We start from the raw sequence: 23,823 nt of genomic DNA, 5'->3' as shown, positions 1-23,823 counted from the left end.
AAGAGCACGCCATGCATCTGCTGCGCACCACGCCGGGCGGCTTCGTCGACGACACGGCGGGCGTCATCCGCATCGGCCAGCGGCCCGCCGAGATCGTCGTGCTCAGTTCGGCCGATACGACGCTGTCGCTGCTGGCGAGCGTTTTTCCGCGCCTCCCCGAGGGCTTTCCGAGCGTGCGGCTCGCCAACGTGACGTTCCTGCGGCAGCCTGCGTCGATAGATTTTTATATCGACGACGTGTTGAAGCATGCGCGCGTGGTGGTCGTCGATCATCTCGGCGGCGAGGCTTACTGGCCGTATGGGATCGAGCAGGTCGTCGCGCTCGCCGAGCGCAACAAGCAGTTGCTCGCGATGTTCTCCGGCGACTTGCAGGAGGACCCGAACCTGCTCGCGAAGAGCACGGCCGGCGCGGCGCTGTGCCACGCGCTATGGCGCTACTTGCGCGAAGGCGGCGCGCAGAACGCGGAAGCGTTCCTGCGCTGCATCGCGCACCGCGCATTCGGATGGGGCGAGGAGCCGGAGCCGCCGCGTCCGCTGCCGGCCGTCGCGCTTTACCATCCAGCCCACGATCTGGCGACCATCGAGCACTGGCAGGCCGATTGGTGCGCGGACGCGCCGGTCGTCGCGGTGCTGTTCTACAAGGCGCATTTGCAGGCCGCGAACACGGCGGTGTTCGACGCGCTCCTGAAAGCGCTCACCGACGAGGGCATGAACCCGCTGCCGATCGCGATCACGTCGTTGAAGGATGCGGTGAGCCGCGACGTGGTCCAACAGTTGTGCGCACAACATGATGTGGCGCTCGTGCTGAACACGACGGCGTTCGCCGCCTCCGCGATCGACGATCCCGAGCCGCTTGCGCTCGCCGGCGACGCGCCCGTGATGCAAGTGATTCTCTCCGGCGGCAACCGCGAAGACTGGCTCAAGGACAACCACGGCCTGAACTCGCGCGACATCGCGATGCACGTGGCGCTGCCGGAAGTCGACGGACGCATCATCACGCGCGCGATCAGCTTCAAGGGACTGGCGTACCGGTGTCCGCATACGGAGGTCGACGTCGTCCGCTATCAGCCGGACCTGGAGCGGATCGCGTTTCTCGCGGAGCTGAGCCGCCGCTGGTGCCGCCTGCGGCGCATCGACAACGCGGACAAGAAGCTCGCGCTGATCCTCGCCAACTATCCCGTCAGCGAGGGGCGCATCGGCAACGGCGTGGGCCTCGATACGCCGGCATCGGTCGTGAACATTCTCGCGATGCTGCGCGACGAGGGTTATCGCGTCGCGGCGGACGATCTGCCCGCCGGCGGCGATGCGCTGATGAAGCAGCTCACGCAGGGCGTGACGAACGATCCCGTGGTGCGCGACCTGCGGCCCGCGCTGCAGAGCCTCGCGCTCGACGACTACCTGCATTGTTTCCAGCAGCTTCCCGCAGCGGCGCGCGAGGCGTTGAACGCGCGCTGGGGCGCGCCGCACGAAGACCCGGCGATCCGCCACGGCCGCTTCATGATCGCCGGCTGGCGCTGCGGCCAAGTGTTCGTCGGCATCCAGCCGGCGCGTACACGAGCCGAGGGCGGCTACGCGAGCTATCACGACGCCGAGCTCGTGCCGCCGCATGCCTACCTCGCGTTCTACTTCTGGCTGCGGCACCGCTTCGGCATCGATGCCGTCGTGCACGTCGGCAAGCACGGCAACCTCGAATGGCTGCCGGGCAAGAGCGTCGCGTTGAGCGACGCGTGCTGGCCCGATCTCGTGCTGGGGCCGATGCCGCATCTGTATCCGTTCATCGTCAACGATCCCGGCGAGGGGAGCCAGGCCAAGCGCCGCGCGCAGGCGGTCATCGTCGATCACCTGATGCCGCCGCTCACGCGCGCCGAGAACTACGGCCCGCTGCAGGACCTCGAGCGGCAGGTCGACGAATACTACGAAGCGCTGATGGTCGATCCGCGCCGCGCGAAGCTATTGCGCAAGACGATTCTCGCGACGATCGTCGAGCATCGGCTGCATGAGGAGTTGAGTGTCGGATTGCCATCGGGGCAGGACGAGGAAGATGCGCTGCTCACGCGCGCCGATGCCTACCTCTGCGAGCTGAAAGAGGCGCAGATTCGCGACGGCCTGCATACGTTCGGGCAGTCGCCGCAAGGCGAGCAGCGGCGCGATACGCTGCTCGCGCTCGCGCGCTATCCGGTGAGCGGCGGGCAGGGCGCGAACGCCGGGCTGATCGAGGCGCTGGCGAAGGATCTGCAAGTCGATGCGATCTTCGATCCGCTTGCGCCGGATTGGTCGGCGGTGTGGGAAGGGCCGCGTCCCGAGCTGTTGGAGCGCGTGAGCGAGGCGTCTTGGCGGCACAACGGCGATACGCGCGAGAGGCTTGAGTTGCTTGCCGCCGAGTTGTTGATCGACGTATGCGGTGGTGCGAAACACGCGTATGCGCCGCTCATGAACGCCCCCGGCACGCTGCCGCATACCGAGCGCGTGCTCGAGCGCGTGCGCAACGATCTGCTGCCGCGGCTCGACGCCTGCGGCGGCGAAGAGATGCGCCACCTGAAACGCGGACTCGAAGGACGCTTCGTGCCGCCGGGGCCGAGCGGATCGCCGTCGCGCGGACGCCCCGACGTGCTGCCGACCGGCCGCAACTTCTACTCGGTCGACACGCGCGCCGTGCCGACGCAAGCGGCCTGGGCGCTCGGACTGAAATCGGCGCAGCAGCTGATCGAGCGCCATCTGCAGGATCACGGCGACTATCCGCGCGCCGTGGGGCTCTCGGTATGGGGCACGGCGACGATGCGCACGGGCGGCGACGACGTCGCGCAGGCGATGGCGCTGATCGGCGTGCGGCCGAAGTGGGCTCCCGGCAGCCACCGCGTCACCGACTTCGAGATCATGCCGATCGAAGCCTTCGACCGGCCCCGCATCGACGTGACGCTGCGCGTCTCCGGCTTCTTCCGCGATGCGTTCACGAACGTCATGCACCTGTTCGACGCGGCCGTGCAGGCCGTGGCCGAGCTCGACGAGCCCGAGCACCTGAACCCGATCCGCGCGCGCGTGCTGCGCGAGCGCGATGCGCTGATCGCGCGCGGCATCGAAGCGGGCGAGGCGCGGCGGCGGGCGGGCTGGCGCGTCTTCAGCGCGCGGCCCGGCGCTTACGGTGCAGGTTTGCAGGAGCTGATCGATACGAAGCAGTGGCAGACCGACGCAGATCTTTCCGACGCCTATCAGGCATGGGGCGGCTACGCCTACGCGCAGCACAGCGCCGGCGTGGAGGCGCGCCAGGCGTTTGGCGCGCGGCTTGCCACGCTCGATGTCGTCCTGCAGAACCAGGACAACCGCGAGCACGACGTGCTCGATTCGAACGACTACTACCAGTTCCAGGGCGGGATGGTGGCGGCCGTGCGGCATCTCGCGGGCAGCCAGCCGCATGTCTATCATGCCGATCACGCCAACCCAGCCGCGCCGCGCGTCCGCACGCTCAAGGAAGAGATCGCGCGCGTGATCCGCTCGCGCGTCGTCAATCCGAAATGGATCGACGGCGTGAAGCGCCACGGCTACAAGGGCGCGGCGGAAATTGCGGCGACGGTCGATTACCTGTACGGCTACGACGCGACCGCGCGCGTGATCGCCGACCATCAATACGCGCTCGTCACCGATGCCTATCTGAACGACGGCGATACGCGCGCATTTCTCGAGCGGCACAATCCGCATGCGCTGCATGGGATCTGCGAGCGCTTGCTCGAGGCGATGCAGCGCGGGCTGTGGCAGGAGCCGGGCGCGTATCGCGAGCAGGTCGAGCAGCATCTGCTCGCGAGCGAGCAGCACATCGAAGGATCACGGCAATGAATACATCGAAAGGTTTGCACGAAGTCGGCGGTGGGCGCGAGGACAAGGCTGTCACGGCGGCGTTGCCGCAAACGATGCCGTTCACCGCGCTCGTCGCCCAGGAGCCGTTGCAGCAGGCGCTGCTGATCGCGGCGGTCGATCCGGGGATCGGCGGCGTGCTCGTGAGCGGGCCGCGCGGCACGGCGAAATCGACGGCGGCGCGCGCGCTCGCCGATCTGCTGCCCGACGGGCGCTTCGTGACGCTGCCGCTCGGCGCGAGCGAGGACCGGCTGATCGGCACGCTCGATATCGGAGCGGCGCTGCGCGACGGCTCGGTGAAGTTCTCGCCGGGGCTCCTCGCGCATGCGCATCGCGGCGTGCTCTATGTCGACGAAATCAACCTGCTTGCCGATGCGCTCGCGGACGTGCTGCTCGATGCGGCGGCGAGCGGCGTGAACACGGTCGAGCGCGATGGTGTCTCGCATAGCCACGAAGCGCGTTTCGTGCTGATCGGCACGATGAATCCCGAAGAGGGCGAGCTGCGTCCGCAACTGACCGACCGCTTCGGTCTCGCTGTCGAATTGCAGAACTGCTTCGATCCGGACATGCGGCAGCGGATCGTCAAGACGCGCCTTGCGTTCGATGCCGCTCCGTCGGCGTTTCGTGCGCAATATGCGGCGCGGCAGGCGGGATGCGCCGAGCGTATTCGTGCGGCGCGGGAGGCGCTGCCGCTGCTGGCGTTCGACGATGCGGTGCATGCGCGCGTGAGCGAGCTGTGCATCGCGGCGGCCGTCGATGGCGTGCGCGCCGACCTCGTGATGCTGCGCGCGGCGCGCGCGCTTGCGGCGCTCGAACAAAGCGACGCGGTGACGGTTGCGCATGTGGAGCGTGTTGCCGAGGCGGTGCTGTGTCATCGGCGGCGCGAGCGTGAGGCGCCGCATGCTGCTGCGATGCCGCAAGCAGCGCAGCAGCATGCTCGGCAAGAGCAGCAGCCGCAACAAGCACAGCAAACGCCAGAGAACCCGCACGCGCCGCCATCATCCGAATCCGCCGACGGCGATTGGGGCTACCTGCCTCCCGAGCCGGCCGGAATCGCCAAGGTCAAAGGCGTCGTTCCGCTGGCTGCCCATTCGCCAAAAAAACGCTGAGCCATCGAACGCGCGCCGCCGCTCGCTCGACGAGCGGTCTTCGATGGCTGGCGGGCGCCGGCAGCGTCGCGCGCGAGGGCGCGGCGGGCACGCGCATCGCATGGCCGCTGACGCTCGCCGCCAAGCGCGACGGCGGTCTGCGCGCGGAGCATTTGCGCTTCGTGCGCGAAGCGGCGCGGGAAAGCGTGCTGCATTGCTTCGTGCTCGACTGCTCCGGCTCGATGCTGCGGGGCGAGCGCCTTGCGCTTGCGAAAGGCTTGCTGCTCGAGCTTTTCGAGCAGGCGGCGAGAACGCGTGCCGAGGTGGCGCTCGTGTGCTTCGGCGGCGCGCGCGCCGACGTGCGCTTCGGGCCGCTCGTGCCGCGCTGGTGGAACGAACGCTGGCTTGAGCCGGTGGGCGGCGGCGGCGGCACGCCGCTAGCCCCAGGCGTGCGCCGCGCGGCGCAATTGCTCGAACGCGCGAGACGCAGGAAGCCTGCGCAGGCGCGCTGGCTCTGGGTGCTCACTGACGGGCGCAGCCACGATTGGCCGGCGCGGCCTGAAGCGGCGGATCAGATCATCGTCGCCGATTTCGAATCGGGCGCGCTCAGGCTCGAGCGCTGTGCGCGGCTTGCCGACGAGTGGGGCGCAAGGCTGTGCCGGGCGGAGGATCTGCTGGCACGCTGAAGGACGAGGCTATGCCTGGCTCTCGCAAATCGCCGGCTGCCTGCAGTCAGGTCCCGGTTCGAGCGGTGGCCAACTCGTCCTCTCGATCCGGCGCCAGCATGGCTGCCGTCAGCGCCGCAGCCAGCAGCAGCGCCGCCGAAGTCAGCATGACCGGCTTCATGGCGTTGAGAATGTCGGCGCTCCGGCCGTTCCCGACCATGATGCCGAACGCGGCCACGCCGAGCGCGCTGCCGACCTGGCGCGCCGTGCTCAGGACCGCGGAGGCGATGCCGGCAGACGCGCTGTCGACGCCCGATAGCAGGATGGCCGTCATGGCCGGGACCGCCGCGCCCATGCCTGCGGGAATCAGCACGAAGCCGGGGATCATCTGCCATACGCTGCTCGCCTGGCCAAGCCAGGACAACGAGGCATAGCCGGCCCCCGCGATCAACCCCCCGCCGATCATCACCATGCGGGGTCCGATGCGCGCCGCAATCTTGCCGCCGGCCAGATTCGCAAAGATGAAAGTGGCCGTCAGCGGCAGGAAGGCGAGGCCCGCATGCACGGCCGAGTACCCGAGCGCCTTTTGCAGATAAAGGCTGAGAACGAAAAGCACGCCGGAAAAGGACACATTGATCAGAAAGCCGAACACGACGGGGCTGCTGAATCGCGAATCCTGGAACAAGGTCAGTGGAAGCATCGGGGACTCGACGCGCCGTTCGACCCGCACGAACGCACAGGATGCCAGCATGGCAACGCCCGCGCCGCCCCAGACGAGCGGATGACGCCACCCGAGATGCCGATACTCGATCGCCGCGCCGATCAGGCTCGTCAGCGCAAGCACGATCAGCCATTGCCCCTTGAGGTCCAGCCGCCGCGACCCCGCCTGGTCCAACTGTGCCGGAATGCCTCGGTAAGCGACGATGAGGCCGACGGCGCAAATCGGCAGGTTGATCAGGAATACGCCGCGCCAGCCGACCGCCGAGAGCAGCGCGCCGCCGACCACCGGCCCTGCCGCCAGCGACGCCCCGCCGACCGCGGCCCAGATGCCGAGCGCACGTGCGAGCAGCTTGGCGTCGCCCTCGCACGACTTGCGCAGCAGGGTCAGCGAGGTCGGCAGCAGCAAAGCTGCGGCGATCCCCTGTGCGATCCGGAACACGTTCAGCTGCCAGATCGTCTGCGAGAAAACGCCGGCGAGCGATGTCGCCGCCAGAACCCAGAAGCCGCACACGAAGATGCGTTTTGCCCCGAGCCGGTCGGCGAGCGCGCCGGCGGACAGCAGCAGCACCGCGAAGCCCAGCGTGTAACCGTCGACGACCCACTGCAGTCCCGCGATCGATGCGCTGAAATACTCGGCGAGGCGCGGCAACGCCACGTTGACGACCGTGAGGTCCAACTGCACGATGCACGATGCGAAGCTCGCCGCAATCAGGATTCGCGCAACCGATGCTGCGTCACGTCCTTGGTTCATTTCTTCTCCGTTGGCTTTTTCGATTGGCGGGCGCCGGGCAAGAGGAGGCGCCTCGAATCAGCGTAGCTGCGACGTCGGCACGAAGTCCATGTCCCCGATATCCAGATTCTCCCCCGCCATTGCCCACACCACGCCGTGGCTGGAGGTCCCCACCCCAGAATGGATGGCCCAGCCCGGCACGATCACGGCCTGTTCGTTGCGCACGATGATATGCCGTGTTTCGTCGGGTTCGCCGATCAGAAAAATGACCGCCGCATCCGGTTCGAGCCCGTAGTGGAAGTAGACCTCGCTGCGCCGTGCGTGACGATGCGTCGGCAGCGGGCTCCATACGTTGCCTTCGTCGAGCGCCACGATGCCCATCACCAGCTCGCACGTCGGCAGGATCTCGGGAGCCAGGTACCTGACGACGGTTCGGCAGTTGCTGGCGTTCCTGTCGCCGCGCTTGACGGACAGGGCCTCCTCCCGCGCCACCTTTCTGGCCGGAAACGGCTGATGCGCCGCGGCGCTGACATAGTAGAGCTTCGCCGGGCGTTGCGGGTCGCGGCTGACGAAGCGCGCAGTCCGGGTTCCCGCACCGAGGTATAGCGCATCGAGCTCGCCGATATCGAACCGGACGCCGTCCGCGTCGACCCATGCTGGTCCGCCGAAATTCAGCAGCCCGAGCTCGCGGCGTTGCAGGAAAAAACCGGTTCCGCACGCGTCGGCCAGTGCATGCGGCAGCTCCAGCGCTTCGCCGTCCGGCACGATTCCGCCGAAGACCATCCGGTCTTCTTGCGCATAAGCGGCCGTGACCGTGCCGGGGACAAACACCTGTTCCACCAGGTATTGCTGCCGCAGCGCGGCCGTTCCGAGTGTCTTGACGTGCGCGGGATGCATCGCTTCGCGCATGTCGATCACTGTTGCATTCATGAGATAGGGCCGTTGGGATGGGATAGGCGACAGCCTGGCGGAAATGTTCCAGGCTGCCGGATCGGGAGCAGCTCAGCGGCCGGCCTGATGAGAGTCGTCGAGCAGCCGTCGAACCTTTTCGACCGATGCGGAGCGATCCTTGTCCTTGAAGACGGCGCTCGCCATCTGAACCGGGTCGCCGAAGAAGAATCGCTCGTAAAGCACCTGCCGCGACCCGAATGCGGAAACGGCGGCGTCCCACGCAAGCCGGTAGAGCGGAATCCGTTCGGTCGCGTCGAGACGGGCAGCTTGGTAGTAGTGGCGGATCTCCTCGCCGAGCGGCCCCTCGAGATCGGCCTGCGTCGGCATCGCCACCAGCCCGCTCGCGCCGATCTGCTGGATGATCTCGACCATGCGCGGATAGAGGCGGGGATACAGATTGCGCGCCGCGTCGAGCGGGTCCCATGACGGCGTCACCACGCCGTATTCGTTTGCGCGCGCATCGGCTTCGCTGGCCCGCTTGAAGGCCTTCAGCGTGGTGAGATTGACCCAGACTTCAGCGATCTTCTCGTGGATGTGCTGGAAACTCTCCAGCCCCGATCCGTCCACCATCATCGATGCGAGGCCGAGCAGGAATTCGGTCTTGACGATGTTCTTGCAGACGACCTGGTACGCCATCTGCGCAAGCGCGCCGGTACGAACCGCCATCGCGTTGCAGATGTTCACGTCGCGATAGCAGAAGACCCGTTCCCACGGCACGAAAACGTCCTCGAATATCACCACGGCATCCATCTCCTCGAATCGCGAGCCGAGCGGATGGTCGAACCCGCTGAAGCCATAATCGACGCTGTCCCGGCAGATGAATTTGAGACCCGGGGTGGCGGTCGGAATGGCGAATGCGAAGGCGTAGCGCGCGCTTTCCTCCGGGCCGTCGGGGAGCCGTGCAGGGAACACCATCAGTTCGTCCGATAACGGCAGCGTCGCGAGCATGCGCGCGCCCCGTATCACGAGCCCGTCGTCGCGCTCCTCGTGCACGTGGGCTGCGACCAGCGGATCGGCTTGCCGGGCCGGGCCCGCAAGCCGGTTCGGCCGCGGATTCAGGAGCGTGTGTGTCAGCGAGAGATCGTTCGAACGCAGATACGCGTGATAGCGGGCGACGTTGTCGCCGTAGGCCCGCTCGCGGCTGCCGAAAAATTCGGCGGCGCCCGCATAGGCCGACATCGCGCGATTCAGATACGACGGCTCGCGGCCCATCATTCCCATGCTGTATTCCGACGAGCACAGCAACGCTGCGCCGACGCGCTCGAATTCGGCCTGGGACGCCGGAATCGAAAACGAACGCGCCACTTTCAGATCGGTGCGCGGATCGGTTTCGAGCATCAGGTCCGCGTGCTGCCATTGGTAGTCGTATAGCCCCGCGAGGCTGCGGACGCCGTTTGCCAGCCCCGGTTCCGTCGTGACGTCTTGCACGCGGACACCGCGGTGCCAGACCTGCGCGGGCCGCGACCTGAGCCTTTCGAGAACGTCATGCCCCCTTCTTGCACCCATTGTGGAATCCTTTTTGATATTGGTCGAAGTAGATAGCCTATTGATCGGAGGTGCACGCCGACAGCGCGTCGTCGACGTGCGCGAGCGCCGCGTGCCGCGGCATGCCCGGCTCCAGGAATTCGGCGAGAACGTCGATGACATTGCCGACATGCGGCGGCGACAGCATCGTTTCGTGCCGGCCCGGCACGATGCGCTCGATCAGCGCATCGCCGGGCTGGCGGGGCCATGCGAGACCTCGCTGGCGTGCGGCCGGGCCGGCTGTGCGCTCCGCTGCGCGTAACAACAGCAGGCGCTGCGCCGGTGAGGCGCTGGGCCGGTAGCCCGCGAGCGCCGTGCAATGCTGCCGGTAGGTATCGATCATGCGCCGGATCGATTCGAGATCGAGCTCGTGCGGGAAGGCGCCGGCCGCTTTGGCATATTCGACAGCGGTTTCCAGGCGCATTGCCAAAGGCACGCCTGCCAGGCGGCCGGCGGCCTTGGCTTCATCCCAGCCTGGCGCGGCGTGGATGCCGTCGCTCAGCCACCACAGCAGCCAGTCGGTTTCGTCGGCCTTGCCGATGGTTTCGTCGCGTTCGAACAGGTAGGTGTCGATCAGACCGACGAGATCGACGCGTCGGTTCGCCGCGGTCAATTGCCGGGCCATTTCATGCGCGATGGCGCCACCGGCCGAATAGCCGATCAGGACGCAGGAGCCCTGCGGATGCTGTGCGAGCAGATGCTCGACATAGAAGGCCGCCATCTCCGTGATCGATCGTTGCGGAATCTGGCCCGGCTCGAAACCCCGCGGCTGAAAGCCGAACACAGGATGTCCGCGCTCGGCGAGCGTCGCGGCCAGCGGCTTGAAGCAGGAAACAGTGCCGCCGGCCGGGTGCACGCAGAATACCGGCGTCCGGCCGCCGCCGGCTTCCAGTGTCAGCAGCGGCGTCCATTCGTCCTGCGGCGCGCGCATGGAGTCGAGATGCTTCGAGATCTGCCGGACGGTGGGCCCGGACAACATGGTGGCCAGGGGCAGTCCGGTTCCGAGCCGAGTCCTGAGCGCCGCGATCAGGCGGACGGCGGCAAGCGAGTGGCCGCCCAGCCTGAAGAAGTCCGCGTCGATATCGTCCACGTCATGGCCCAGCACCTCCTTCCAGACTTCCGCGACATGCTTTTCGGTGCTGGTGCTCGGCGCACTGACCTTTGCTTTCTTCGGCATTGCGCGGAAATCGGGTAACGGCAAGGCACGGCTATCGATCTTTCCTGTCACCGTAAGCGGGAACTCGCGCAGGACGACGATGGCGGAAGGCACCATGTAGCGCGGAAGCCGCGCCTCGAGCGATGCGAGCAGCGCATCGGTATCGAGCGGCATCCCGTTGGGCGACAGCACGTAGGCCAACAAGGTTTCGCCGCGCTGAGGGACGTCGCGAACGGCCACGCGGCTGTCGACGACGCCGTCGAGGCCGTCGAGCGCCGCTTCGATCTCGCCGAGCTCGACCCGTTGCCCGCGAATTTTGACCTGGCCGTCCTTGCGGCCGACGAATGCGATCCGGCCGTCCGCAAGGCGGCGCACCATGTCGCCGGTTTTATACAAGCGGCCGGCCGGATCGAGCGGATCGGCGACGAAGCTCGCCGCGGTCAGATCGGGGCGTTGCCAGTAGCCGGCCGCCACGCCTGCTCCGCCGATATACAGCTCGCCGATCACACCGGGAGGGACCGGCATGCGGTTCGCGTCGAACACATGGCACTCGACGTTGTCGAGCGGGCGGCCGATCGTGATCTGCCGGTCGCCCGGCGCGCAGAGCGCCGCGGTCGCGGTGACCGTGGCCTCGGTCGGCCCATAGCAGTTCAGGAAGCGCCGTCCGCGCCCCCAGCGCTCCACGAGCGCCGGCGTGCAGCGCTCCCCGCCCGAGATGACGCAGCGCAGCTCGGGCAGGCCCTCGTGCGGCATGAGCGTCAACGCCGACGGAGTCAGGTTGGCGTGCGTGATCGCATGATCGCGGATGAACGCCGAGAGATCGGAGCCCGGCACGACGTCATGCGTGGAGACCGGGAACACGGTGCCTCCGTGGCACAGCGTGGTCACGATTTGCTCGATCGATGGGTCGAAGCTGAACGACGTGAACTGCAATACACGGCTGCGCGAATCGATGGCATGCGTCGCCGCCGCGGCGAATGCCAGGTTGGTCACGCTTCGATGCCTGACCATCACGCCTTTGGGTTTGCCGGTGGTGCCCGAGGTGTAGAGGATATAGGCGAGCGATTCCGTCGTTCGCGGCAGCGGATGCGCGTACAGCGGCGACTGGGCTTCGATGGCGGCCCACGATTCGTCCAGCACGATCGTCCGGGTCTTCTCGCCGGCCAGCGCGGCGGCCGACGGCGAGCCGGTCAGCAGGACGGTCATCCCGGTATCGTCGATCAAGTAGCGCACGCGTTCGTCCGGCAACGCGGGATCGATCGGCACGTAGACGGCGCCGGCCTTCCAGATGGCGAACAGCGCCATCACCGCGAGCGCCGATTTCTCCAGGTGCAGCCCGACCCGGGCGCCGGGTTCCAGCCCGGTCTGCGCGAGGAAGTTGGCGATCCTGTTGATCGTCGCCAGGGCATCGCCGTACGACACCCGCTGCTCCTTGCAGACGATCGCTTCGTGTGCCGGTGCGCGCGCCGCCTGGCGCTCGAACAAGTCGAATACGAATTCGTGCTGCGGATGGTTCACGCGGTGCGCCGCCATCATGGCGGACCGCTCGCGCTCGCTTGTCAGCGGCAGTGCGCCGATCACTTCGTCGGGGCGCTCCACGATGGACTGCAGCAGCGCAACGTATTGCGAGACGAAGCGCTTGATCGTGGCTGCCTCGTACAGGTCGGCGTCGTATTCGCAGTGGCCGGACAGTGCGCCGTTCGCGCAGCGGGTCATCGAAAGCGTCAGGTCGAACTTGGCGTACCCCAGGTGCCTGGGGCCGCGCACCTCGGCTTCGAGGCCGGCGAGCGCGAGACGCCGCGTGGCGGGCTGCATCACGAACATGACCTGCGTCAGGGGCATGGCCAGGCCGACCCGCTCGGGCTTGATGCGCTCGACGATCTGGTCGAACGGAACGTGCTGGTGCTCGAATGCCTCGAGTATCGAATGCCTGACGACTCCGAGCACTTGGCGAAAGCTGCCTGCCGCCTCCAGCTCCGACCGGATCACGAGCGTATTCGCAAACAGGCCGAACACGCGTTCGAGGTCCGGATGCGGCCGGTTGGCGACGGGCGTGGCGACTGCCAGATCCGTTTCGTCCGTATACCTGGTAAGCAGTATCTTGAACGCAGCAAACAGCGCCATGTACAGCGTCGCGCCTTCCGAGCCCGCGAGCTGCGAAAGCTGCCGGCCCAACTGCGGCGGCACTTCGAAATGTTCGACGCCGCCTCGAAAGCCCGGCGTTTCCTGGCGCTCGTGGTCCGGCGGCACCGTCTTGCGTCCGCTCAAGCCGGCTAGCTTTGCTTCCCAGACATCGAGCGACTTGCTGCAATTGCCGCTGCGCTGCCAGCGCGCCAGGCAGCGCGCGTAGTCGAGGTAGCCGATCGGCTGCGGCGGCAGCTGCGCAGGCGCGCCGCTCACCCGCCCGTTGTAGAGCGTGGTGAGCTCGTCGTAAAGAATCGCCATCGACGACCCGTCCATCACGATGTGATGAAGTGTCATCAGCAGCAGATGGTTCTCCGGCGCGAGCCGGAGCAGCCGGAGCCGGACCAGCGGCTCGCGCGCGAGCTCGAAACGCCGGCGCCCCTCTTCCAGCGACACGGCGTCCACGGCCTGCGCGAGGTCGCCGCCGGTGTACGTCGACAGGTCTTCCAGCACGATCGGCACGGTGGCGGCTTGCGCCGTTTCCAGGACGACAAGGCCCTCCGCATCCTGCACGAAGCGCGATCGCAATGCCTGATGGCGCGACACGAGCGCGTCGAACGCCCGCTGCAGCGCATCGGTGTCGAGCGCACCATGCAGCGCGATTTCCAGCTGCTCGTTGTACGGGCAGCGCTCGCCCAGCACCTGCTCCAGATACCAGAGGCGTGCCTGCGTGCTCGATGCGGCCCCGGAGGGCGCATCCGAAGGGAGCGCCGCATCGATGAGCGCGGATAGCGTGCTGTCGCCGCGAGCCTCTCGTTCGAGCCACTCCAGGAGTGCTGCCTTGTGGTCGGACAGAATCGTGCGGAACTCGCCGTCCAGACGTTGGCTGCCGGTGGGCTTCGCAAACAGGCGTCCCTCTTTGGCCGATAGCGCGATGCCGCGCGCCTCGGCCAGCGCCAGGATTTCCCGCAGCTTCATCAGAGGATCTCCTCCTCGATGCCGAAGTCTTCGTCCACCTGGGGCGTGCCGCCGGGCGGCCCGGCGTGCTCGACTCGATGTGCGAGCGGGCTGCGGGCAGCGGTCAGCACATCGGCGATGCGGACGTCGGCCGGCCCCGAAACCAGTGCTGCAAGCGCGCCTTCAAAGGCGCTCAGCAGATGCTCGGGCGCTTGCGCCGAGTGGTCCGAGAGGCGGCACGAACAGTCGACGGCAAACCGGTCCGCGTATTCGGTCACGTGGAACTCGAGGCCGTACCATTGGCGGCGTCTCCGGTTCAGCGTGTATTCCGCCTGCAGCCCCGCGAATGCGTAATCGGCGGGCCTGAGCCGTTTGGTATGGACGAACGCGGCATCGGGGGCGGCCTTGGGGCCGCTTGCAGGCCGGCGTGGCGCGAAGCAGCTTTCCTGCGCATCGAGCAAGGCCCGCTGCAGTTTCCGCAGAAAGGCACGGACCCCTTCGCTCGCGTCGAGCGGCTGGCTGACGGTGACCCAGTTCGTGCACTGTCCGACTAGGGTGGGCAGATTGTGCAAGCTTTGCCCGGCGATCGGAATGTCGATGGCGGACGGCTGGCGATCGCGCCACGAAGCCAGTGCGAGCTGGGCCGCGGCCAGCAGCAGCGTAAAGGGGCTGCATTGATGCTTTGTGCTGGCCGCGCGGATCTGCTGGGCCTGTGGCGGTGAAATGCCGATGGTTCGATGAATCGACTCGAATGCATCGGCGGCCGGGCCGGCATTGTCATGCGTCGCGGCTGCGCCGATATCGGACGAAGGCGGCTCGCGCCGCGCGTGCGCCGCTTGCGCTCCGTCCGCATCCGCCGCGAGCCGTTGCGCCATGTAGTCCCGCCATTGCGATGGCGTCGCGGCGGTATCCGGTTTCGCAGACAGATTGGCGTTGTAGCGTTTGGCGAGCTGTTCGATCAAGACGTCGAGCGACCAGCCATCGCATACCGCGGCGTGAGCGGCAATCAGGACCGCCAGCCGGGCATCGCCCAGTGTCACGACGCTGAAGCGGACCAAGGGTCCCGCGTCGAGGGAAAACGGCGTTCGCGCGTCTTCCTCGACGATGGCGTCGAGTGCTTGGCCGCGTCCCTCGATCCATCGGATGGCGGCGGATGTCGCCGGCTCGGCGGCGATCGACATCCGCGCCGGATCGCCCCCGAACGTTGCGCGCAGCGCGTCGTGCCGGACAGGTAGATCGTGAATCGCCCGAACCAGTGCGTCCTTGTCGACGGGGCCGGTCAACATGACGGTCGCGGATTCATGATGCGCCAGCGAAGCAGCCGTTGACCGCATCGAGCGCTCGAAGACGATGCGCTGCGCGGGTTGCAGCTCGAGCCCGTCCGCGTCGCTGTTTCCGGACGATCCGCTGGAAGCGGATGGCTGGTTCGCATCGGCCGGCTTCACCGCAGCGTGTTCGCCGATATGGTCGACGATCGATTCCAGCGTCGACAAGTCGCTCAGCAGCTGCCGGAACGTGACGGTCACGCCGAACATTTCCTTGAGCTTGTAGGTGAGGGGTGTCAGCAGCAGGGAATCCAGGCCGAGTTCGAACAGCGATGCCGCCGGAGATACATCGTCATAGCTTTCGCCGGAAATGCTCTCCAGGATCCGCTTGAGCTCGCCGAGCAGGCCGGCTTTCGATGTTGCTGGCCGTTTGCCGGGCGTCTCGCGGATTGCGGGCGGCAAGCACGCTTCTGCATCGGCTGCGCTCGGCGTGGGCTGTCCGGCGTGCCGCTCGCCGGCTGGACGCGTTTGCGCCGGATCGATCCAATAGCGCTTGCGCTCGAACGGATACGCCGGAAGCTCGACGCGGCGGCTCGCGCGGCCGTAGTAAGCCTGCCAATCGAGTTCGAAGCCGGCGAGCCACAGATGGCCGAGCGCGCGTGCGAGCGAGAGCGCCTCCTCGTCATCCCGTGCCGAATCGTTCAACGTGGAGATCGCAAACTGCCGCGATTCGCGCTTGAACTGCATCGATGCCAGCGAGCACAGCGTGGTCCTCGGCCCGACTTCGAGCAGCACGACGTTGTCTTCCATGCACAGCGTGCCGACGGCTTCGGCAAAGCGCACGGGCAGGCGCAAATGGTTTGCCCAATAGAGCGGACTCGTTGCATCGTGATCGGTCATCGGCTGGCCGGTCGCCGTCGACACGATCGGAATGCGGGGCGCGTGCAGTTCCATGCGGCGCACGATCTCGAGAAACGGTTCGACAGCCGCATCCATCATCGACGAATGGAATGCGTGCGAGGTGTGCAGCAGCTGCGAACGCACGCCGCGTTCATCGAGCGTCTGCTTGAGCGCGTCGATCCGGTCGCGAGGGCCGGCTGCCACGCACAGGCCAGGGCCGTTGATCGCCGCAATCGAGAGGGACGCGTCGAGATCGCCTGCCAGCTGCTCATGCGGCAACCGCACGGACAGCATGCCGCCTTCAGGCAGCTCGCTCATCAGCCGTCCGCGCGCGGCAATCAGCTCGAGCGCATCCGGCAGCGAGAACACGCCGGCCAGCGTGGCGGCGACGAATTCGCCGATGCTGTGGCCCACGAACGATTCCGCTTCCAGCCCCCAGCTCATCAACGTTTTGGCGAGTGCGTATTCGACGCAGAAAACAGCGGGCTGCGTGAAGCGGGTGTTGTTCAGCCTCGCCTGGAACGCGTCGGGATCGACGCCCGCGGACGGAAACAGCACGCTGCGAATGTCTTCGCCGAGATGTTTTCGCAGGATGGCTGCGCATTCGTCGAGGGCTGCGCGGAACGCGGGTTCTTGCCGGTAGAGGTTCGAGCCCATGTCGACGTACTGCGACCCTTGGCCCGGGAAAGCGAATACCAGCTTCGGTTTGGCAGTGCGGTTGGCGCCGCGCCGGATGACGTATTGGGTATCCGGCGTAAAGCGCTCATCCGCATGTCGGTTTTCCCGATCCAGGATGCCGAAGCCCCGGTGCCTGAGCCGCCTGCGCCCGACCGCAAGCGTGTAGCCGATGTCGGCCGCGGCGTGCGCTGCCTGCGCTTGGACGCGCGACGCCAGTGCTTTGAGCGCGCTTTCGCTGCTGGCCGAATAGGGCAGCAGCGTGTAGGGACGGTTGCACGGCTCCTCGGCCGCTATCGGGCGAGAGGGGGCTTCCTCGACGATGAGGTGCGCGTTCGTGCCGCAAAAGCCGAACGAGCTGATGGCGGCCCGTCGAGGCGCGGGGCCGGCTGGCCAGTCGCGCAGATCGGTATTCACATAGAACGGACTGTTCTCGATGTCGATGTTCGGATTGATGCGGCTGAAATTGACCAGCGGCGGGATTTTCCGGTTGGTCAATGCAAGGCAGACCTTGATCAGCCCGACCACGCCCGCCGCGGTCGTCGGGTGGCCGAGGTTGCCCTTGACGGATCCCAGCGCGCAGAAGTTCTTTTTGGCGGTGCCGGCCTCGAACACGTTTTTCAGCGCTTCGAACTCGATGGGATCGCCGACGGGCGTCGCCGTGCCGTGCGCTTCCATGTACGTGATCGACTCGGGCGAAATCTCCGCGCGCTCCTGCGCTGTCGCGATCACGTCCATCTGGCCTTGGATGCTCGGCGCGAGATAGCTCTTCTTGTGCATGCCGTCGTGATTGACCGCGGACCCGATGATGACGCCGTGTATGACGTCGCCATCCGCGATCGCGTCGCTCAGGCGCTTGAGCACCACTGCGCCCGCGCCGTCCGAGAACATGGTCCCGCTTGCATCGTCCGAGAACGGACGGCACTTGCCGTCGCGCGTGAAGATGCCGCCCGGCTCGTGGACTTGTCCGCTCATTTGCGGCGTGCGCAATTCGATCGCGCCGGCCAGCGCCATGTCGCACTGGTGGCTCAAGAGGCTGTGTACCGCGCTGTCGATGGCAACCAGGCCTGTCGAGCAGGCGGTATTGATGCTGAGGCTCGGCCCCGTCAGATTCAGCTTGTGCGAGACGAGCGTGGCGATGTGATCCTTCTCGCGGCCGACTTCGACCTGGACCTCGCCGACCATCTCGATCAGGTCGGGATGGGTCGACACGTTGTAGTGGTAGTAGAAGTTGTTGCCCATGCCGGCGTACACGCCCACCAGGCCGTCGAATCGATCGGCATCGTAACCGGCCGATTCCATCGCCTCCCACGCCACTTCGAGGAATACGCGTTGCTGCGGGTCCATCACGATCGCGTCGTTCGGGCTGATGCCGAAATGCGAAGCATCGAAGAGGTCCGCGCCCTTGATCATCCCGCGGGCGCGCACGTAGTTCTCGTTATTGGCGATGTCGCCGGTGATGCCCGGATCGTCTTCGGCGCGCGAGAAACGCGTGATGGTGTCGCGTCCGGATGCGAGGATGTCCCACAATTGGCCGACTGAGTCCGCGCCCGGGAACCGTCCCGCCATCCCGATCACGGCAATTCGCTCGTCGTCCGCGCCAGCGCGCCGCTTGCGCCGGCGAGGCGCGGACTTCGGCGCAGCCGCGCCGGAGGCGTCGGCGGCCGCACGCTGCTCGACGTAGGCGTGAAATCCATCCAGAGTCGGATGCTCGAAGAGCGCCGCGACGCTGACCTTGATGCCGGAATGCTTGGCCAGCATCGCGACGAGGCGATTGGCCTGGAGCGAATCGAGGCCGAGATCGAAGAGGCTGACATCGGTGGCCACCGTTTTCTCGCCGAGCAGGTGTTGAACGATCTTGACGATCAGTTCCTTGCGCGTCTCGTAGACCAGCGTATCGGGATCGCCCGCGGTGTCGTCTTCCAGACGAAGGGCCTTGAGCGACGCGCGGTCGATCTTGCCGTTCGGGGTCAGCGGCAGCGAACGCACGAGCAGCAGCTTTGCCGGAATCATGTATTCCGGCACGCGAGCAGCGAGCGCCGCCTTGATCGACTCCGGTGTGACATGCCGATCGCGGGATGGGACCACGAAGCCAGCCAGGCTCGTTACGCCATCCGCGTTCGTCGCTGCGATGACGGCGGCCTGCTCCACCCCGGCTATCTGCAGCAGGTTTTCCTGCACGTCGTTGAGCTCGATGCGAAAGCCTTTGACCTTCACCTGGTCGTCCGCACGTCCTTTCAGTACGAGCGTGCCATCTGCCGTGCGATACGCCAGGTCGCCGGTCCGGTACAGGCGCGCTTGCGGATCGTGGGAGAAGGGGTCCTTCAGGAAGCGCGCCCGGGTCAGCGCGTCGTCGGTGTATCCCAGCGCCACCCCTGCGCCGCCGATATACAGCTCGCCGGTTTCGCCATCCTCGACCGGATCGAGCTGCGGGCCGAGAACATGCAAGGTCGTGTTATCGATGGGAGCGCCGGCCGGAATCGGCTGCTCGCCGGGAGCGACGCGATGGCACGTCGACCAGACGGTCGTTTCAGTGGGGCCGTACATGTTCCACAGGCTGCCCGTCGCCTGCAAGAGTTGATTCGCAAGCGCGGTGTCCAGCGCTTCCCCGCCGCACAATGCCTTGAGGCCCGGCGCCCCCCGCCAGCCCGCAATGAACAGCATTCGCCAGGTGGCGGGCGTCGCCTGCATGACGGTGACCGCATGCTGCTCGATCAACTCCGCGAGCCGGCCGCCGTCGGCGACTTCATCACGCGATGCCAGGACGATCTTGCCGCCGACGAGCAGCGGAAGGAACAGCTCCAGCACGGAGATATCGAACGACGGCGTGGTCACGGCCAGCAAGGTGTCCGATGCGCCCATGCCGGGCCGGGCGCGCATGCTGTGCAGAAAATTGGCGACCGCGCCGTGATGGACCTTCACCCCTTTGGGCCGCCCCGTCGACCCCGAGGTGTAGATCACATAAGCGACATCCTCATAGGCAACCGGCACCGCCTCGACGGGCTCCACCGCATCGCTTGCGCGGAACCATGCGCCGCTCAAGTCGATGCAGTGCCTTACGGGCTCGTCGATATTCAATACCTGGTCGTAGACCAGGCATTGCAAGCCGGAGTCGCGGACGATGTAGTTCTGCCGCTCGCGTGGATAAGCCGGATCGAGCGGCACGTACGCTGCGCCGACGCGGTGAATGGCCAGCATCGCCACCAGCATGTTCACCGAGCGCTCGACGTGCAATGCGACGAGATCGCCGCGCCGCATGCCGGCTTCAATGAGTTTCGCCGCAATGCGGTTTACGTCTCGATCTATATCGAGGTAAGTAAAATCGACTTCCTTGAAGGTAATGGCAGTCCGATTCGGAAATTGTTTCCGAGTGGCTTGAACGAGAATTGGGAGTGAGTCGAATTGGGCCGGTTTCATGGAAATGCTCATATTCTCAAGCGTCGCGTTCGGATTGTCGGCTTCAGGAGTGAGTGTCAAGTCTTGCGGCGAATCTATGCGTAGCGGCCCGGCGTCCTGCGCGATCTGCCGGACTGTCTGCGCGTGCCGTTGCCTTCCCGTGGAGAGTCGGCTTGAAGAAACGCGTTTCGGAATTCTCGCAGGCTGCGGGTATTGGCTTTTGCCGTGCTCTTACTAATTCTTTCTCTTTCGCTCGAAAAAGTTAGCTGCGGCTGATTAGAGATTTAGCGCAGTTTGGATATCGAACGTAATTTCGAATACGGCAGAGAGATTATCGATAGTGAGTAACGACGAAAAGCGATTAATATGCTAGGGTATCGAGGAGTTAAAGTATCCGGTTGATTGACTGATGCAAATCCCGTCTTTGCGTAATCTTCAAGTCTTCGAGGCCGCGGCTCGCCATGAGAGTTTCCGGGAAGCAGCCGAGTCGCTGTTCCTGACTCCCGGAGCCGTCGGGCGGCAGGTAAGAGCGCTCGAAGCCGAACTGGGCGTCGTGCTGTTCGCTCGCGTAGGGCGGCGTGTCGTGCTGACGCCGCAGGGCCGGGAGTTGCAGGAGGCAATGACCGGAGCCCTGAAGTTGCTCGCCGATTCGACTACCCGGCTGCGGCGCCAGCCAATCCAGCAAGCAGGCCGCATTTCGGTGACGGTGGTTCCGTCTTTCTCGTCGCGTTGGTTGGGGCCGCGCCTGAAAGGCTTTCAGGCGTCGCATCCGGATATCGGCGTGGACGTGATCGCGACGATCGCGACGCTCAATTTGGTGGCCAAGCGAATTTCGCTGGGGATCCGCTTCGGGAACGGGAAGTGGGAAGGGCTCGTTGCGGAATTGCTGGCCGACGAGACGCTTTTCCCGGTTGCTGCGGCCAAGGGCGTCAACGGGTGCTCGGGGTTGCCGTCTTCCCCGCACCATATTTTGCGGTACCCGCTGCTCAACCCCTACGACGAATGGGGAGAGTGGTTCAAGCGCGCGGGTGTCGTCGGCCGCATTCCCGACGAAGGCGTGACCTGCGAGGATTCGCTGGCGTTGCTTCAGGCCGCGGAACGGGGCGACGGCATCGCGTTGGCGCGTGGATGGCTCGTCGGCGATGCATTGAAGTCCGGAGCGCTCGTCCGTCTTCCGGGTCCGGCGATTAGCGCGCGTCGCGGCTACTACCTTGTGTACCCGGAAGGCCAGTCTTTATCCGTGTCGGCCAGCAAGTTTATTTCCTGGTTGAAGAAAGAAATTCGCGCCGCCCAGGCGGAACAAACGAGCTAGCTGCCGTTCGGGCCGGTTGAACACAAACGATTTCAGCGCCAGCTGCTGCGCCGTTTCAAGCGCAGTTGGATTGCGCTGTTTTTGTCGAGTAAGTGAGCAGTAAGCCTACCGCTCCTACAGTCGGTTCCGTTTTCCCCGCCCCCCCAGGAACCCCACTGTGAAGAACACTCGCCACCGCGAACGCCAGTTGTTGCTCATCCTTGCTCCGGTCCTGCTCTCTTCCGGCACCGCCTGGGCAGACGGAGCCAATGCCGATCAGCCGTACGCCGACGCATCAGGTCTAACCATCTTGAGCAATGCCACGAACGTGACGCATTGGGGCCTTGGCGCGGGAGTCAGTGTCGAGGGGTCGCCATACAAGCACTACGGCTCCAAGGTGTCGCCGGTTCCGCTTGTCTCTTTCGACGACAAGTGGGTGCGCCTGTTCGGCACGACGGTTGATCTGAAGATTGGCAACTGGAGCGGGCTGAGCGTCGCGCTGCGCGGACAGTTTGCGCTGTTCGACGGATACAAGGGCTCGGACGCAGCGATCCTGAACGGGATGCAGAACCGCAAGGGCGCATTCTGGTACGGCCCGGCGCTCGCGTGGCGCACGGCATTCGGCACGCTGTCGGGCGACTACCTGCTGGGCGGCAACAAGGGCGAGCGAGCCAAGATCGAATACGGCAAGTCCTTCGAGCTGGCGGCATTCTCGATCGAACCGCACATCGGTGCGCAATGGCTGAGCAATAAATACGTCGACTACTATTACGGCGTCAGACCTTCGGAAGTGCGCGCCGGCCGCCCCCAGTACAACGGCACGTCGACCTGGAACGAGTCGGTCGGCGCGCGCGTCACCTACAAGTTCACTGAACATCAGCGGATCATTTTCGACGCCGGCGTATCGCATCTTGGCAGCGGCATTACCGATAGCCCGCTGGTCGGCAAGCGATACATTCCCGAGGCCATGATCGTCTATTTCTATCAATTCAAGTGAGCGCTGGGCCATGTCGCGAGTTGCCATTGTCGAAGACCACGAACGCCTTGCAGGCATGGTGCGCCAAGCGCTCGCGGGCGCCGGAATCGAGGCCGATCTCTTTCGCAGCATCTCGGAGGCGACCTATGGCGTGAGCCGGGGGCGCTATGCGGTGCTCATCGTCGACCGTGGCCTGCCCGACGGCGATGGGCTGACTTTCCTGCGCGCGTTGCGCGCGGCGGGGCAGACGGCGCCGTGCCTGATGCTCACCGCTCGCGACGCGCTGCACGACCGCGTGGATGGACTCGAAAGCGGCGCGGACGACTATGTGACCAAGCCGTTCGCGATGAGCGAGCTGATCGCCCGCGTGCGCACGCTGATGCGGCGGCCCGTCGTGCTGACCACGCTCGCCGCGTCGTTTGCGGACGTCACGATCGATCCCGAAGCGCGTGCGATGTGTTGCGGCACTCAGTCGGTCACGCTCGCGCCGGCTGAGTTGCAGATCATGCTGTGCCTCATCGAGGCCGCCGGCCGAACGGTCCGGCACGCGGCCCTCGAGCATGCCGCCTGGGGCCTCGGTGATGCCGTGACCCCCAATGCGCTGGAAGTGACCGTTCATCGCTTGCGCAAGAAGCTCGCAGCGATCAGCGCCACGACGCGCCTGACGAATGTGCGGGGCGCAGGCTTCGCGCTGCAAGAGGCTCAGGAGAAGGACGGTGCGGCGGCACGGCGAGGGAGGGATGCATGAACATGAAGCCGTTGATTCTGATCGTCCATGCCGAGCCCGCCAGCCGCGACGCGTTGCGCACGGTTCTGCAGGGCAGCGGCTTCGACGTAGCGGTCCTGTACGAGCCGGGCAAGGTGTTGCTGCGGCTCGAAAAAGAACGTCCGGACCTCATCGTCATGGCGTGCGGAGCAGACGCCGACATCGCATTCGCGGTACTGAATGCGCTTCGGCGCCGACGCGACGAATTGCCGATGATCATGCTCGGCGAACGGAACGACGTCACGGAGCGAGTCGTCGCGCTGGATAGCGGCGCGGACGATTTCGTTTCAAAGCCGTTCCACGTGCTTGAAGTGCTGGCACGAATCAGGCGCGTGCTGGCGCGGGTCAAGGCCATGCATTTGCGCGAGCCGGACACGAGGCCGCCGTTCCATTTCAGGGGCTTCGAGCTGAACTATACGGCGCGCGCGCTCATGTTCCAGGGAAAACCGGTGCCGCTGTCCGAAACCGACTACGCGATGCTGAATCTGTTCACGACTGCGCCCGGCCAGGTGCTATCGAGAGAGACCATTGCCAGGCGCGTCTGGCCCGATGTTCCGCATAGCCTCGTGGGCGTGGGTGTCGGCGTGCACCGGCTGCGGCGGATGCTGGCCTGCCGCGTGGCGGGCGAAGAACTGATCCGGACAATCCGCTCGAGGGGGTACGTGTTCTGTCCTGAGCCAGCCGGGTTCGCTGCCGGGAACGGGCGCAGGTCCCGCGAATTCGCTTTGTCCGCTGCGGGGCCGGCTTAGGCCGGATCGCCGCATCGAGCGGCGATCCGAGCGAGTGATGGTATC

The 23,823-nt window shown here is 66.0% G+C and carries 12 protein-coding genes; 7 read left to right on the top strand and 5 right to left on the bottom strand.

Features of this window, described 5'->3' with window-relative positions:
- The first annotated feature begins 11 nt into the window (after positions 1 to 11).
- The 3 genes from cobN to FAZ69_RS14235 all read left to right on the top strand — a co-directional run bounded on the left by cobN (position 12) and on the right by FAZ69_RS14235 (position 5,619).
- Positions 12 to 3,827: a cobaltochelatase subunit CobN gene (gene cobN / locus FAZ69_RS14245; RefSeq protein WP_136895531.1), complete on the top strand. Its 3,816-nt coding sequence runs from the start codon at positions 12 to 14 to the stop codon at positions 3,825 to 3,827.
- A gap of 74 nt (positions 3,828 to 3,901) precedes the next feature.
- Positions 3,902 to 4,954: a magnesium chelatase ATPase subunit I gene (locus FAZ69_RS14240; protein WP_240702239.1), complete on the top strand. Its 1,053-nt coding sequence runs from the start codon at positions 3,902 to 3,904 to the stop codon at positions 4,952 to 4,954.
- Positions 4,955 to 5,001: 47 nt separating this feature from the next.
- Positions 5,002 to 5,619: a vWA domain-containing protein gene (locus tag FAZ69_RS14235; RefSeq protein ID WP_240702238.1), complete on the top strand. Its 618-nt coding sequence runs from the start codon at positions 5,002 to 5,004 to the stop codon at positions 5,617 to 5,619.
- A 46-nt stretch (positions 5,620 to 5,665) separates the two neighbouring features.
- Here FAZ69_RS14235 and FAZ69_RS14230 read toward each other — a convergent pair whose 3' ends face one another.
- From FAZ69_RS14230 to FAZ69_RS14210, 5 genes are all read right to left on the bottom strand, one after another.
- Positions 5,666 to 7,069, bottom strand: coding sequence for an MFS transporter (locus tag FAZ69_RS14230; RefSeq protein WP_136895527.1), 1,404 nt, complete (start codon positions 7,067 to 7,069; stop codon positions 5,666 to 5,668).
- Between the two features lie 57 nt (positions 7,070 to 7,126).
- Positions 7,127 to 7,978 carry a 5-dehydro-4-deoxy-D-glucuronate isomerase gene (kduI, locus tag FAZ69_RS14225; RefSeq protein WP_136895525.1) on the bottom strand — a complete coding sequence of 284 codons (852 nt, stop codon included), beginning with the start codon at positions 7,976 to 7,978 and terminating at the stop codon, positions 7,127 to 7,129.
- A gap of 72 nt (positions 7,979 to 8,050) precedes the next feature.
- A complete protein-coding gene (hpaB, locus tag FAZ69_RS14220; protein WP_136895523.1) occupies positions 8,051 to 9,505 on the bottom strand; it encodes a 4-hydroxyphenylacetate 3-monooxygenase, oxygenase component in 1,455 nt (484 codons plus the stop codon).
- A 37-nt stretch (positions 9,506 to 9,542) separates the two neighbouring features.
- Positions 9,543 to 13,781 carry a non-ribosomal peptide synthetase gene (locus FAZ69_RS14215; RefSeq protein ID WP_136895521.1) on the bottom strand — a complete coding sequence of 1,413 codons (4,239 nt, stop codon included), beginning with the start codon at positions 13,779 to 13,781 and terminating at the stop codon, positions 9,543 to 9,545.
- On the bottom strand, positions 13,781 to 20,017 hold the full coding sequence (locus FAZ69_RS14210) for a non-ribosomal peptide synthetase/type I polyketide synthase (protein ID WP_169708646.1): 6,237 nt from the start codon (positions 20,015 to 20,017) through the stop codon (positions 13,781 to 13,783). The genes FAZ69_RS14215 and FAZ69_RS14210 overlap by 1 nt, the downstream gene beginning before the upstream one ends.
- Positions 20,018 to 20,405: 388 nt before the next feature.
- Between FAZ69_RS14210 and FAZ69_RS14205 the strand changes: the two genes are divergently transcribed.
- From FAZ69_RS14205 to FAZ69_RS14190, 4 genes are all read left to right on the top strand, one after another.
- Complete coding sequence (locus FAZ69_RS14205; RefSeq protein ID WP_136895517.1) at positions 20,406 to 21,308, top strand: LysR substrate-binding domain-containing protein; 903 nt, start codon at positions 20,406 to 20,408, stop codon at positions 21,306 to 21,308.
- Between the two features lie 157 nt (positions 21,309 to 21,465).
- Complete coding sequence (locus FAZ69_RS14200) at positions 21,466 to 22,284, top strand: MipA/OmpV family protein (protein WP_136895515.1); 819 nt, start codon at positions 21,466 to 21,468, stop codon at positions 22,282 to 22,284.
- Positions 22,285 to 22,294: 10 nt separating this feature from the next.
- Complete coding sequence (locus tag FAZ69_RS14195; protein WP_136895513.1) at positions 22,295 to 23,011, top strand: response regulator transcription factor; 717 nt, start codon at positions 22,295 to 22,297, stop codon at positions 23,009 to 23,011.
- Positions 23,008 to 23,778 (top strand): response regulator transcription factor, encoded by a 771-nt coding sequence (locus FAZ69_RS14190; protein WP_136895511.1) that lies wholly within the window; start codon positions 23,008 to 23,010, stop codon positions 23,776 to 23,778. Before FAZ69_RS14195 ends, FAZ69_RS14190 begins: the two co-directional genes overlap by 4 nt.
- The last annotated feature ends 45 nt before the right edge of the window (positions 23,779 to 23,823 follow it).

The sequence above is a fragment of the Trinickia terrae genome, from assembly GCF_005144415.1.
GTDB classification, from domain to species: Bacteria; Pseudomonadota; Gammaproteobacteria; order Burkholderiales; family Burkholderiaceae; genus Trinickia_A; species Trinickia_A terrae.
The sequence above is the reverse complement of the archived record's forward strand: the minus strand, read 5'-3'. Positions and strand labels throughout refer to the sequence as shown.

What these genes read in the sequence shown, in the direction of transcription:
- FAZ69_RS14205 (WP_136895517.1), top strand. Translation starts at nt 20,406, where the DNA reads ATGCAAATCCCGTCTTTGCGTAATCTTCAAGTCTTCGAGGCCGCGGCT.
- FAZ69_RS14240 (WP_240702239.1), top strand. Translation starts at nt 3,902, where the DNA reads ATGCCGTTCACCGCGCTCGTCGCCCAGGAGCCGTTGCAGCAGGCGCTG.
- FAZ69_RS14230 (WP_136895527.1), bottom strand. Translation starts at nt 7,069, where the DNA reads ATGAACCAAGGACGTGACGCAGCATCGGTTGCGCGAATCCTGATTGCG.
- FAZ69_RS14210 (WP_169708646.1), bottom strand. Translation starts at nt 20,017, where the DNA reads ATGAAACCGGCCCAATTCGACTCACTCCCAATTCTCGTTCAAGCCACT.
- cobN (WP_136895531.1), top strand. Translation starts at nt 12, where the DNA reads ATGCATCTGCTGCGCACCACGCCGGGCGGCTTCGTCGACGACACGGCG.
- kduI (WP_136895525.1), bottom strand. Translation starts at nt 7,978, where the DNA reads ATGAATGCAACAGTGATCGACATGCGCGAAGCGATGCATCCCGCGCAC.
- FAZ69_RS14215 (WP_136895521.1), bottom strand. Translation starts at nt 13,781, where the DNA reads ATGAAGCTGCGGGAAATCCTGGCGCTGGCCGAGGCGCGCGGCATCGCG.
- FAZ69_RS14195 (WP_136895513.1), top strand. Translation starts at nt 22,295, where the DNA reads ATGTCGCGAGTTGCCATTGTCGAAGACCACGAACGCCTTGCAGGCATG.
- hpaB (WP_136895523.1), bottom strand. Translation starts at nt 9,505, where the DNA reads ATGGGTGCAAGAAGGGGGCATGACGTTCTCGAAAGGCTCAGGTCGCGG.
- FAZ69_RS14190 (WP_136895511.1), top strand. Translation starts at nt 23,008, where the DNA reads ATGAACATGAAGCCGTTGATTCTGATCGTCCATGCCGAGCCCGCCAGC.